The sequence below is a fragment of the Paenibacillus tabacirhizosphaerae genome (assembly GCF_040812395.1).
Lineage (GTDB): Bacteria > Bacillota > Bacilli > Paenibacillales > NBRC-103111 > Paenibacillus_E.
This window is the reverse complement of the sequence record NZ_JBFNXH010000001.1, coordinates 498,239-512,248: the sequence shown is the minus strand read 5'-3', so window position 1 is coordinate 512,248 and position 14,010 is coordinate 498,239. Positions and strand designations below refer to the sequence as shown.

Genomic DNA, 14,010 nt, shown 5'->3' with positions numbered 1-14,010 from the left:
GGGCGATGGCAGTTGATCATCTCACAACGAAGACGGCTCAGTTAGAGGCTGAGGCTTATTGGAAGACTCAGCTTTTTAGGGGGGAACTAACCGGATTTCCAGCAAATAAGGCTAGTAAGGAATCTAGGGGACCTGTAGCAAAAGTAAGGTTCTTACTTCCTCAGGAACTCTCAGAACGAATCCAGGAGGTAACGCAGGGATCTTCTTACAGCATTTTGATCATGCTCCTATCCGGGATAGCAGCTGTGCTGCATCGTTATACAGGAACTTCTGAAATACTGATTGGAACACCGGTACTGAACGTCGATTGGAGGGAGGGAGTAGCGCCCCTTCTTCCCATAGGTTGTCGTTTATCCGATAAGGAGCCATTTAGTTCCTTGTTAGAAGCGACCCATACAAGTTTGGAACAAGGCAGCCGATATCTGCTGTCTCGTGAGCAGCACGAACAATTCATGAACCAGTTGTTTGGAAGAGAGGCTTGTCTGCGAACAGTTGTAAGTATGGAAGGTATTCAGGGTGCTGAAGAAGCTGCGGTCGGAGACATGGATATCTTATTTCAATGTTTCACATCGGGACATAGGATAGAACTGAATGCACATTATGATAGCGCAAAATATTCGGAAGAAAATGTGGAACGCATACTCCACCATCTGTCACAATTTTTGAATGGTGCGTTATCCGCAGCACAATTGCCATGCGCCTCGATATCCTTAATAACCGACGAGGAAAAACATACCTTATTACATGAGTTCAACAAGACGTCCACCGATTATCCAAGAGAGCTGACATTCGTTGATCGCTTTAAACAAACCGTAGGCCAAATGGGTAACAGACGAGCGATCCTTTGGGGCGATGATGAGCTGACATACGATGAATTGGAACGCAAATCCAATCGCATAGCCCAATATTTAATAGATAGAGGGGTCACTAGAGAAACTATCGTTGGCATCGTTGTGAAACCGTCCTTCGAGATGATCATCGGGTTAGTAGGGATACTAAAAAGCGGTGGAGCTTTCGTACCAATTGACCCGGATTACCCTAAGGATCGGATTGCATACATCCTGAATAACAGTAACGCACGGATTCTACTTACAGAAGAAGGACTTGCCGATTCGTTATCCTTTCCTCATTCGGTCAACATCAGTTCATTACTTCAAGAAGAGTACCATGGCGAATTGCCACTTGAAGCAAGGAGTCGTCCGCAAGATACAGCTTATGTAGTTTATACCTCGGGTACCACGGGGGAACCCAAGGGGGTGATGATTTCACATCAAGCCCTGCATAACTTATGTGCGTGGCACATTCGCCATTTTCAGGTGACTCCCGATGATCGGGGGACCAAGTATGCCGGGTTTGGTTTTGATGCGTCGGTTTGGGAGATATTCCCATACCTCTTGACAGGGGCTTCGCTGTGTATCATTCCAGAGGAAATACGGCTCAATTTGATGAAATTACATCAATTTTATAAGGAAAAACAAATTACGATCAGTTTTTTGCCAACACCACTATTTGAAAAATTTGTGGAGTTGCCCCAACTGCCGCTACGCAAGCTTTTAACGGGTGGCGATACTTTACGCATATCTCCCTCAACCTTATACGAGACAGTCAACAATTATGGACCAAGTGAGAATACGGTCGTTTCAACGACCTTTACTTTGGAAGGTACACGTGATCCTGTGCCGATTGGCAGACCTATTGACAACACACGCATATTTATCCTCGATGCCAGCGATGGTTTGCAGCCTATAGGAGTTCCAGGGGAATTATGTATTTCTGGGGAAGGTCTCTCGAAGGGTTATATAAACAACGAGGAACTGAGCCAGTTAAAATTCGTACCAAATCCTTATCTTCCTGGTTCAAACATGTATCGGACTGGTGATCGAGCTCGTTGGCATTCAGACGGGACGATTGAATTCATGGGCAGGTTGGACGATCAGCTGAAAATTCGCGGTGTTCGCATTGAACCGAAGGAAATTGAGAAGCAATTCCTAAGCCATCCGCAAATTTCGGATTGCTGTATTTTGGGCATAGCTGCTTCGAGTGAGGGGATGCGATTGGTGGCATTTTATGAATGTAAAGATGCGCTCAATCCGAATGAATTAAAGGTATTTCTATCGACACGGCTTCCGGAAGTGATGGTGCCATCGATTTTTATCCGATTGGATCGAATTCCGATGACCCCTAATGGCAAAGTGGATAAAAAAACGCTGATGCAGCTTCACAGCGAGCAGGAGGATGAACGAAAGGCGGCCGTTTCACAAGCTGGGATGCCGGGCTTAACGGATACCGAGTCATTTTTGCTAGCTATTTGGAAGGCAATTCTGGGTACAAGTCATTTGACCATTCATGATAATTTTTTTGAAGCGGGCGGAAATTCTCTGCTTTTGGTCGACATGCATACCCAACTGGAATCCCGATTCCCTGATCGAGTGGATGTAGCGGATTTGTTCTCATACCCTTCGATTTATCAATTGGCTTTATACATTGAAAAGAAAAATGAAGGTCATGCACATTCTGAATATTTGGAATGGAGAATTGCTAAGGAACTCAAACTTAGCCTGCAAGAGGCAGCAGAAAACGCAAAGGGCAGTTTGCCCGCTTTAGCGCTCGCTATTTATTTGTACATTCTGTTCGAATGTTTGGATCAAAGGGATATGAAAGTAAATGTTTCAGCATTTTCTCGTGAATTTAGCTTTCTTTTCGACTTTAATGGCATAGATGATTTCGGCATTTTAATTCGAAAAGCAAATGAGGAATGGATGCTAGCTGAGGAGCGGAATGGAAAGAGGTTTACACAACCAACCGGTAATCTAGCACAAGGGACTGCAAGTGAAGATGGGTCGGTATTTCATGTAAGCTTCGACTACTGTAAACAGGAAGAGGGAATTCCAGTTTGGAATGGAAACGGCAATGTATATCTGGGAATTACCGAACATAACGATGCATTCGAATGTCGGTTGGAATGCCGAAGACAACTGGGCAAAGGTAGAGTCAAGGAACTGCAGGAAAGATACATTCAGCTTCTGGAATTGCTAATCGAATTGAATAGGAAGGGGAATGAAAATGAGTAAATTTGCTATGTTATTTTCGGGTCAGGGTTCGCAGTATGTTGGGATGGGGAAAGCGCTATATCAGCGCTATGAAGTCGCCAAGCAAATTTTCAATGAGGCGAGTGAGACCCTTTCGATGGATTTGGCTTCCCTTTGTTTTAACGGGGGGATTGAGGAATTAACGAAAACCGAAAACACGCAACCTGCCATACTGACGGTCAGTGTTGCCGCTTATCAAGCTTACATGGAAGAGGTAGGTATTGCCCCTGACTTTATGGCTGGCCATAGTTTGGGCGAAATTAGCGCGTTAACTTGCGCTGGAGCGTTGAAATTTGCGGATGCTGTTCGTATCGCCAGAGCCCGGGGAACGTTCATGACACTGACAACGAAGGATTCTCAAGGGGGAATGGCTGCCGTTACTGGGCTGGAGTTGGAGGCGATTCAAAGCCTATGCGATCAAATATCAAGCGATGCTCAATTCGTCGTAGTTTCGAATCTAAATGCTTTGTCTCAATATGTGATTTCTGGACATAAATCTAAGGTTGCATCCGCCTGTGAGGAGTTGAAGCAGATGGGCGCTCAAGTGACCCCCTTACAAGTCAGTGCGGCATTCCACAGCCCATTGATGCAGCCTGCGGCAGACCTGTTCCGCGATGAATTGGGGTATTACCATCTTGAGGAAGGCCAAGCGGCAATTCGTGTATTATCCAATGTAACCGGCTTGCCTTACGAAAGCAAAGAGGAAATTGTAGATTTACTGACAACTCAAATTGTTGCTCCTGTTCGATGGTCTGCGTGTATGGCTTATTTGGAAAGTCATGACGTTGCGTACGCTCTTGAAATTGGACCTGGGCATACGTTGCGGAATCTTGTTTCCAAAAATACAGTCGGCATGAAGTCGCACTCTTTTGATCGAGACGATATCGTTGCGATAAAGAAATCTGCCGCTGCCTTCAGGAAAGTGGCAAAAGCCGTTCCACCATTTCTTTCGAGATGCCTGGGAATTGCCGTTAGCACCCGGAATTCAAACTGGGATCAAGAAGAGTATCAAAGGGGAGTTATAGTTCCCTATAAACAAATACAACAATTAAAAGAACATTTGGAAACGAACGGGGTCGATCCTAGTAAAGAGCAGATGATCGAGGGTATGACGCTCTTGAAAACTATTTTTGAAACTAAGAAGCTTCCGAAATTGGAACAAATCGAACGGTTTCATCAACTTCTGTCCGAAACGGGAACAATGTCGTTGCTACAGGAAGTTGTTGACTCTTTGGAAGAGAGGATTTTGATTCATTGAAACTAAATTGGAGGGATTCTTTTGAGCGGCTTTCAATTGAAATTTAGCGACGTTCGACAATCCTTTAATAAAGCTCCTCACCTTAAAGGAGATCATGATGAGAAAACTCATGTGAAAACGCCCCTAGCTATCATTGGTTTATCGTGCCGATTCGGTGATTCAAACGATAAAGATGAATTTTGGGACATGCTGAAGGAAGGCAAAGATCAAATACGGCCTTTTCCGGACAGCAGAAAGCAAGCGATAAAGGACTATTTATACAGCCAAATGCCAGTAGAGATGGTGAATAGTCTTCAGTTTCATCAGAAGTCTTATTTGTCTGATATTGATCAATTCGATCCCCATCTATTTGCTCTTTCTCCCACAGAAGCCAGCCTAATGGATCCCAATCAACGAATTTTTGTGGAAACTGCGTGGCAGGCCATTGAGGACGCGGGATATGGCGGCAAAAAAATGTTGGGCACACGAACAGGCGTTTATGTGGGTTATTGCAATCTGGCGCTGGATACCTATTTAAAATTCATTGAAGCGATAGATCCCTCTCTTTTTACAATTTCAGTTCCTGGAAATATTAAGTCGATTATAGCCAGCCGAATCAGTTATCTGTTGGACTTGAAGGGACCAGCCCTAGTGCTGGACACAGCTTGCTCTTCCTCGTTGACTGCCGTTCATATTGCTTGCCAATCTCTGTGGAATGGCGAGTGTGAAATGGCTCTGGCCGGAGGTGTGAAGATCAATTTGCTTCCAGGCTTTCAGAATGAAGATGAGGATATTGGCATAAGTTCCTCTGACGGCAGAACACGCAGTTTTGATGATAGTTCCGACGGAACCGGAGGAGGAGAAGGTGCGGCTGCTATTTTACTTAAACCCTACGATCAAGCGATTCGAGATGGAGATAGTATCTATGCGGTAATCAAGGGGACGGCTACGAATCAAGACGGACGATCGATTGGCATCACGGCTCCGAATGCAGCGGCCCAAGAAGATGTATTGGTGCAAGCCTGGGAAAACGCAGGCATCGATCCGGAAACCTTGTCCTACATCGAAGCCCATGGGACGGGTACAAGACTTGGAGATCCCGTAGAAATCGGAGGATTGGAAAAGGCATTCCGGCGATATACGGACAAACGCCAATTTTGTGCGCTTGGTTCTGTAAAGTCTAACATCGGACATTTGGATGGCGCAGCTGGGATGGCTGGTCTGATCAAGGTAATTTTGGCTTTAAAGCAACGTCAAATACCGCCCAGCATCCATTTTCAGACGCCCAACAGAAAAATCAATTTTATAGACTCGCCAATTTATCTCAATGACAAGTTAAAGGACTGGACGACTGAGGGATATCCATTACGATGCGGAGTTAGTTCTTTTGGGCTTAGTGGCACCAATGCTCATCTGGTGCTTGAGGAAGCTCCTCCTATAGAGGGCACAACATCATCGAAGGAGCTGGGGAGACCTCTGAATATGTTGACGCTCTCAGCAAAAAGCAAGGATGGCTTGCTTCGGCTTGTGCAATCTTATGTAGATTTCTTATCAACTAAAAGAAACGCGCCACTTGACAGCATCTGTTATACCGCTAATACAGGTAGAGGCCATTATAATTATCGGCTTGCCATCATTGCAGAAGATGTGGATCAGTTCGTGATGCGATTAAAGGAAATCCTTGTAAATGGAACGGACAGTGCGGATGAGACTTGGATCCATTATGGGGAAAGCAAATTAGTGCTTGATATCAAGACGGCAAAAGGAGAAGGGGAACTGACCGAGGAGCAGAAGCGCCGGCTCAGCTCGGAATCCGTTCCAATCCTTAGGCGGCTTGTGGCTGTCAGAGAGGTATACGATTTAACAAAACTTGCTGATCTTTATACGCGAGGAGCAGAAATTGATTGGGAAGGGATGTATGAAGGAACAACCATCCCCAAATCTCATGTGCCCGGATACCCGTTTTCTCGAATTCCATGTTGGTTGGAATCCAAACAGCGGAATAAGCAAGCAAGGGAACAATTTCTTGCGGAATCTGTCATGCACCCCCTTCTTCACCGGTGCTTGGCCAAATCCATGGATATGGACGTATATAGTACACAGGTTAGTACGGATACACATTGGGAACTGCGGGAACATGTACTTGGCGGGTTGGCCGTGCTGCCGGGAACCTGCTATGTGGAAATGGCACTGGAAGCAGGACGGCTTCATTTTGGCACGGAGCATCTGGAGCTTCTAGATCTTCTATTTCTTTCACCCTTGGTATTAAGCTTTGGGGAAGTCGCCGAAGTCCATGTGGTTATCAAAAAAACGGGCAGTTATGTGGAATTTTCCGTTGCGAGTTTGATCAAACAAAACGGTAACTGGACGAAACACGCAGAAGGGAAACTACAGTCTGCTGCGTCACTCGGACCTGATATAAAAATGTTGGAAGTGGATGAAATCAAGCTCCGATGTATCGAAAAGTTGGAAATCGATAATCGGTTATTAGAAAATGCGAATGTGAAAACAGGCTCCAGGTGGAAAAATATTCATGTTATTCATGTGGGCAATGAAGAAGTATTAGCGGAGCTAGCATTCCCAAATGAACTTTTACATGAATTGGAAGCATACCGGGTCTTTCCCTCCTTATTGGACGGAGCCGTTAATGCAGCTAACGTAAGTATGGCAGACGGATTATTCTTGCCGCTCCATTATGAAAAAGCTCGATTTTATAAAAAGCTTCCCCATCGTTTTTACAGTTATTTAAGAAAACGGGAGAAATTCGTACAGAATCGGGAATTAGCTTCGTTCGATATCGTCCTAACCGATGACGATGGAAGCATTATTGCTGAAATTGAAGGGTATACGATTAAAAGGATGGAAGACTTTGAGAATAAACTTCGCTCTATAGCAAGCCGTAATCAGCTTTTCCATCAAAGTGTTTGGATACCGCAGCACCTTACAACGCAGCAAAAAAGAGCTAATCATCAAAGCGTGCTTCTACTTGGCAGCAATGACAGGAGAAGTAAGCAAATCAAGGAGTCATTGGCCACCGCAGGGGTGGACGTACTCGAAATTACCGAAGACTGTAAGATTGACTATGCAGAAATGGCGGAACAAGTGCGGTCCAGACAAATCACGCAAGTGATTCATGCGCAGTGTCTAATGAGTCAGGAAGATTACAGCTCTATTGTTGCATTTGACCAAGCTCTCCATAGGGGATTCTATAGTCTGTTCTTGTTGACAAAGGAATTGGTGAATAAGCAATTGCACCGGGACTTGGACATCATCTTGATCGGTCAGAACGGGGTTTCGGCTGCTGAACAATTGGAGGATATGGAGCCCGTTCATGCGTGTTTATATGGTTTGGGTAAAGTAATCCGGTACGAATATGCCAATTTCCATGTTAGATGTGTGGACGTTGATTCCGATACGTTGGTGGAAACTATCCTGCAGGAAATATCGAACGCGGATGCTGGATATATGGTCAGCTACCGTTCTGGAAATCGCTACATGGAGGAATTTAGAGAAGCGCCGCTTGAATTATTTGAAGAGGATCCTCTGACTATTTATGAACGGGGGGTATATGTGGTAACCGGCGGGTCCAGTGGAATTGGGTTAGAGATTAGCAAGTATATCGCTTCCCGGCAACATGTGAGATTGGCATGGTTCGGACGTACACCGATCCCGCCTAGAGAAGAATGGGAAATTCTTTTACATGACGGAGTTTATGATCGAGCAAGCCGTATTGTTACCAATATCCTTGAACTGGAGAAAAGCGGTTCCGTGATTGATTATTACTGCACGGATGTTTCGGATGAGCGTTCTCTGGCCGATGCATTTCAAACCATTCGGGCTCGTGGCGAATCGATACGGGGAGTCATCCATAGTGCGGGGAACAGCGGTGATGGCTTTATCGTACGAAAGGATGAAAGAACGGTTGAAAACGTACTGAAGCCCAAAGTGCAAGGGACTTGGTTGCTGCATAAAATGACGGTACAAGATAATCTGGATTTCTTTGTTATGTGCTCATCATTGACCTCTGTTTTTGGAGCTCCCGGACAGTCGGATTATACAGCGGCCAATGCTTATCAGGATGCATTCGCAGCTTACCGAAGTCAATTAGGTCAACGGACACTAACTGTAAATTGGTCAGGTTGGAATGAGGTAGGCATGGCTGTAGATCATAATGTCCATACAAATAGAAGTATGTTTATTCCCTTAAGTAACGCACAGGGGATTGAGGCATTGGACAAAGTGCTGAATAAAAGGTTGTCCAGAATGATGATTGGCGCCATCGATCATGAAGTGTTCGCTTCCTCCGTATCCTACCTCCCAGTTTCAGTATCTCCTGCCATCGAGGCGCATTTGCATTCCGTTACTTCCGGGTATCGTGAGGCTGCGTCTGCCGGTTCGAGTGAGGCAATGAATGTCCTGGGCAAAGCTTTGTCTCAATTGACAACAACGGAAATCTTGGTTGCCGGATTATGGGGCGAAGTGCTCGGATTAAGGGAACTGGATATCTATGATAAATTTTTCGAGATTGGCGGAGATTCTTTGCTGGCTTCACGACTATTGAAGGAGTTGGACAAGAAGTATCCGAATGTGATGGACATCACGGATGTGTTTATTTATTCTACAGTGACTGAAATGGCGTCCTTCATCGATTCCAAATTAACGACGTTTCAATCTGAATCCAAGACGGGAAGTGACATTGAGGACGATATCGATGCTTTATTGAAAAAAGTCGCCTCTGGTGAAATCACTTTATAACATTGATTTTTAAAGGCCTTCATCAGTAACCATTCGAGAATTCAGGAGCTGAAACTATGGAAAAGATCAAACAGTTTATATTGAACCAATTTGCAGCACAACAATTGACACATGAGAGTGCCAAAGCGCTTTTGTTAGAATTGCACGAAAAAGAGAAGCATGTAGCGGATAGCGATATTGCTGTTATCGGGATGTCCTGCAAATATGCGGATACGGACTCCCCGCAAGGATTTTGGGACAATCTGGAACAAGGGAAAGTTTGTTTTGTGGATTATCCCAAAGAACGGTTCAAGTTTTTCGAACCGCTGACCAAAAATCCCCATTACGCGGAGTTTTTGGGCCACTCCGTCGATGAAAATGACGGTGGAGATGATGAATCCTCCATTCAAGCGGGGTATTTGAAGGACATTGAAATGTTCGATGCCAATTTCTTTGGTATCACACCACGTGAGGCTTCTTCCATAGATCCTGCGCACCGTTTAATTCTCGAGCTTTCGTGGAGTGCTATCGAGGATGCAGGCTATAGTGAAGAGATGATCCGCAATACGAACACGGGGGTGTATATCGGTCGTGATTGCACATCGGGCGGTACATTTTACCGGTATATCACAGAGTCGACCGATTTAACATTAACAGGTACTTGGCATGGATTAATGGCCAGTAGGCTTAACTATCTATTCAATTTGCGCGGTCCAAGTATGGTTGTGGATACGGCTTGCTCTTCGGGGCTCGTAGCCGTGCATGAGGCAGTCCAAGCATTAAGAGCCAAAGAGTGTGATATGGCGATTGCAGGAGGCATTTCATTGGGTTCTTCTGCTCAAGGCAAGAGCCAAGATGATGATGATAGTGTACTTAACTCTGTATCCTCTTCTGATAACCTGGTACGAACCTTTGATAAGAAATCCACAGGAACCGTTTTCGGTGAAGGTGTAGCCGTATTATTTTTAAAGCCCTTAAGCAAAGCATTGGAGGATCGTGATCATATTTATGCGGTAATCAAAGGAAGTGCAACCAATAATGACGGTGCATCTAATGGCATTACCTCGCCAAATCCCATCGCCCAAGAAGAAGTTATTGCAAAGGCCTGGGAACAATCAGGGATTTCACCAGAAACAATTGGTTACATTGAAGCACACGGGACAGGAACTTTACTAGGAGATCCACTAGAAATAAAAGGGCTAACCAATGCATTTCGCCGGTATACGAATAAAAGACAGTTCTGTGGCATCGGCTCAGCCAAAACTAATATGGGGCATCTGGTTGGAGCTTCTGGCGTGGTTGGCATTATGAAAACGGTTCTTTCCTTACAGAACAAAAAAATTCCCGCCAGCTTGCATTTCGAAGAGCCTAATCACCACATCAATTTCGTTGAATCACCGTTATACATTACCGATCAGTTGAAAGATTGGCAAACGGAGGATGGAGTGCCTAGACGTGCTGGGGTTAGTGCATTCGGGTTTAGTGGGACAAACTGCCATATCCTTTTGGAGGAAGCTCCTGCCATACCTGTCACTGAACCTACAGATCAGCCTCAAATCTTTACTTTGTCTGGAAAGAGCTTCAGTGTACTATCCGAGCTTATTCATAAATATTATGTGTATACGCAGAATGCAAAGCTGGAGGATTTTGAACATATCGCTTATACAATGAATACAGGCAGAGGGCACTATGAATACAGATTAGCTATAATCGCAAGTTCATTAGAAGAATTAAGGAGCCAATTGGCTAAAATTCACAACAAACCTTTTGAAGAAATATCAGGTGACGGCATATATATCGGGAAACATAAGGTCGTCTCCGACAAAAAAAAGAGTAAAGAACGTGACGAAATATCTGATATGGAGAAACGTGAGCTTTCCAATGAGGCTAAAGAGGCCATTCTGCAATTCGTTTCCGGGAACAATGGTGTCTCTAAGGCACTTGACAAGGTAGGTCTTCTCTACTCAAAGGGGGGTTCAGTCGTCTGGAAAGATCTGTACGTGAGTAAACAGTTGAAACGCGTAAGCCTTCCTGTTTATCCATTCGAGAGAATCCCGCATTGGGCTGAGATCAAAACGGGGAAAGTGAAGGCAGCGACGCCTAGTTCGTTGAAAATGGCACATCCAATGGTTGATCAATGTGTGGTTAAATCAATGTATCAAGATATCTATTCCGTTAAGCTTAATAATCGCAAACAATGGATCCTAACGGATCATGTCCTGTTCGGCGTGTCCATTGTTCCTGGAACGGCCCATATTGAATTTGCCAGAGAATTGGCTTCCTATTACTATCCGGGGGAATCTATCGAGTTTAACGATATTCGATTCCTTTCTCCAATCGTAGTAAAGGACGGAGAAGAGAAGGAAATTCAATTTATTATTCAAAAAGAGTCCGGACATCTAATATTCTCCACAATCAGTCAGGCTGTAGATGAGGATGGAGGTCTGAAGGACGAATGGAATCTGCACGCACAAATAAAAGTGAGTCCATTGCAGACTAAAAACTTGAACTTCTATCCGATCTGGGAAAAGAGAAATAATCCGGGAATGCGAGAAATTCATGTTGATGTCGATGCTTTGACGAATAAGAATGGACGAGTTACTTTTGGCGCGAGATGGCTGAATGTGGATTATGTGGCACGCGATGATAAAGAGGTTTTCGCGGAATTGCGTCTCCCCGCTTCTTGTCAAGGAGACTTGGATAGTTACAAGCTGCATCCGGGGATGTTAGACAACGCGGTAAATGCAGCAACGCAAAGCTTTGGGGAAGGCATGTATTTGCCGCTATCATACAAATCGTTCAAGTTATATGCTTCAATGCCAGAACATTTCTACACATGGATTAGGAAGAAAGAGAAGGATACGAAGAATAACGAGACCTTGGTGTTCGATATTTTATTGATTGATGAACATGGACGGACGTTTGTTGAAATCGAAGATTACATCATAAAAAGAGTTCAAGCCCAGGCGCTTAAAGAACTAAATCAATATCATTTTTATGAAACAAAATGGGTGCCTCAGAAGCTTCCATTTACGGAAACAATACAGAATCGGGAAGGTGCCGCGGTCATTTTCAAAGATGTTCATAGTGTTGCGGAACGTATCATTTCTGAGTGTAAGGGCTTAGAAAATAGGATAGAGGTTTCCTTGGGTACCGAATTCTGTAAAGTGGATGAGAGGAGCTATCGAACGGATACTTCCGAGCACGGTTTATTCCGCTTAATTGAAGCTATTGGTGTCGATGATATCGGAAAAATCCTATATCTATTCCCCATTACCGGAAATCGGTTATTAGATACAGATCCATTTAAAGAGCAGTTGGATAATGGACTGAATGGGATGTTTAATCTTTGTCGTGCGCTTGCCAAATCGAAACACAAAAACCGGATCGACATGCTTGTAGTTACGGATCATGCACACGCAATTACTAACGATGAGGATCAGATTCATGCCCATCATGCAGCTCTTCTTGGTTTGATCAAAGTAATTGCACAAGAGTTCCCTACTATTAATTGCAGATGCCTAGACTTGGATGAACAAACATCACTTCAAGCCGTTGATTTGGAACTGAGTTCATCTTCACCGGCATTCAGAACCGCTTACCGTAAAAATGAACGGTATATCGAACAATTTCAACGTGTCAATATGAATGTACAGAATCCGCAAGGTGGCGTCTTAAAAGAAGCGGGTGTGTACGTGCTCACGGGTGGGACTGGTGGAATCGGCTTAACCATGGCTGAACATTTGGTATCCCATTCCCCTATGAAAATATGCTTGTTAAATCGAACTGCTTTGCCGGACAAAGAGCGATGGGAACAAATTATGAGTCAGAATGAAAACCCGGGTTTGGTCAGCAAATTGAAACAAATAAAAACAATGGAGGCTGCGGGTTCCGAAATCATCAGTTACGCCTGTGACCTTGCCGACGAAGTCTCGTTAGCGCAAACCCTGCATAACATTCGAAGTCGGTTTGGTAAAATTGACGGATTGCTTCATTGTGCCGGAGTCGCAGGTGATGGACTCCTGATTCTGAAAGACCAGAAGGTATTTGACGATGTTATTCGCCCTAAAGTCATTGGAACTTGGTTGCTTGATCGGTTGACCAGAGAAGATCAGCTCGACTTTTTCGTATGCTTCTCTTCAATCTCCACGCTGTTCGGAGCCCGGGGACAAGGTGATTACACAGCGGCAAATTCGTATTTGGACACGTTTTCTCAGTATCGGAATGCGCTGGGACTTCGCACACATACGATCAATTGGCCTGCGTGGTCGGAAGTAGGCATGGCTGTCGATTACCAAGTGTCGGATGATGTAACCTTATTCAAATCGGTAACTAATGCATTGGCGCTGCATTTTTTTGATGAAATAATGAGATTGAATTTGAATAATGTAATTCCCGGCCAACTAAACTTAATGTTGATGTCCAGCATTGAAGATCAAGTTACACTCAAGATCTCCGATCCTATCAAGAACGAGCTTGCGGCATATCGCGGACAAACGGAACATCAAATCTCAACAAGAGGCGCCAAGCGCATCATTCAAGAAGTCACTCTGCTTGGCAAGGGAGAAGATGAGTACAGTGAAACGGAACGTAAAATAGGGTTTATTTATGGAGTGGGCTTAGGCTTGGAAGTTGTTGACATTTATGATAACTTTAATGCATTAGGCGGTGATTCCATACTTGCTACGGAATTAGTAACGGTAATTGGTAAGGAATTCCCTGGAATCGTTGATATTTCCGATATGTTCGCGTATGCCAGCATTGCTGAAATGTCAGATTATATCGACGCCAAAATTGAAGGAAAGTTAGTTGCAGAATCCTCTCTCTAACCAACAAAGGGATGCTCGTTTTGAGCATCCCGATCTCTTGCTTTTACGTAACAAAGAGGGACGGATTCGCTATGCGTTAGGGGGGGAATCTGATCGATTTTTTTATTGAAAACAGGTGGGT

General features: G+C 44.4%; 4 protein-coding genes. All 4 read left to right on the top strand.

Going from position 1 to position 14,010, the window contains the following annotated elements:
* Positions 1–5: 5 nt before the first annotated feature.
* From ABRS97_RS02565 to ABRS97_RS02550, 4 genes are read left to right on the top strand one after another with little or no spacing between them, the layout of a single operon-like run.
* Positions 6–3,071: a non-ribosomal peptide synthetase gene (locus ABRS97_RS02565; protein ID WP_367811322.1), complete on the top strand. Its 3,066-nt coding sequence runs from the start codon at positions 6–8 to the stop codon at positions 3,069–3,071.
* Complete coding sequence (fabD, locus tag ABRS97_RS02560; protein WP_367811321.1) at positions 3,064–4,347, top strand: ACP S-malonyltransferase; 1,284 nt, start codon at positions 3,064–3,066, stop codon at positions 4,345–4,347. The genes ABRS97_RS02565 and fabD overlap by 8 nt, the downstream gene beginning before the upstream one ends.
* 21 nt (positions 4,348–4,368) lie before the next feature.
* Positions 4,369–9,081 carry an SDR family NAD(P)-dependent oxidoreductase gene (locus tag ABRS97_RS02555; RefSeq protein ID WP_367811320.1) on the top strand — a complete coding sequence of 1,571 codons (4,713 nt, stop codon included), beginning with the start codon at positions 4,369–4,371 and terminating at the stop codon, positions 9,079–9,081.
* A 56-nt stretch (positions 9,082–9,137) separates the two neighbouring features.
* Positions 9,138–13,889 carry an SDR family oxidoreductase gene (locus ABRS97_RS02550; protein WP_367811319.1) on the top strand — a complete coding sequence of 1,584 codons (4,752 nt, stop codon included), beginning with the start codon at positions 9,138–9,140 and terminating at the stop codon, positions 13,887–13,889.
* Positions 13,890–14,010 lie beyond the last annotated feature (121 nt).

Bases quoted from the DNA above. Each gene is read 5' to 3' on its own strand.
- ABRS97_RS02565 (WP_367811322.1), top strand. From the start codon at position 6: ATGGCAGTTGATCATCTCACAACGAAGACGGCTCAGTTAGAGGCTGAG.
- fabD (WP_367811321.1), top strand. From the start codon at position 3,064: ATGAGTAAATTTGCTATGTTATTTTCGGGTCAGGGTTCGCAGTATGTT.
- ABRS97_RS02550 (WP_367811319.1), top strand. From the start codon at position 9,138: ATGGAAAAGATCAAACAGTTTATATTGAACCAATTTGCAGCACAACAA.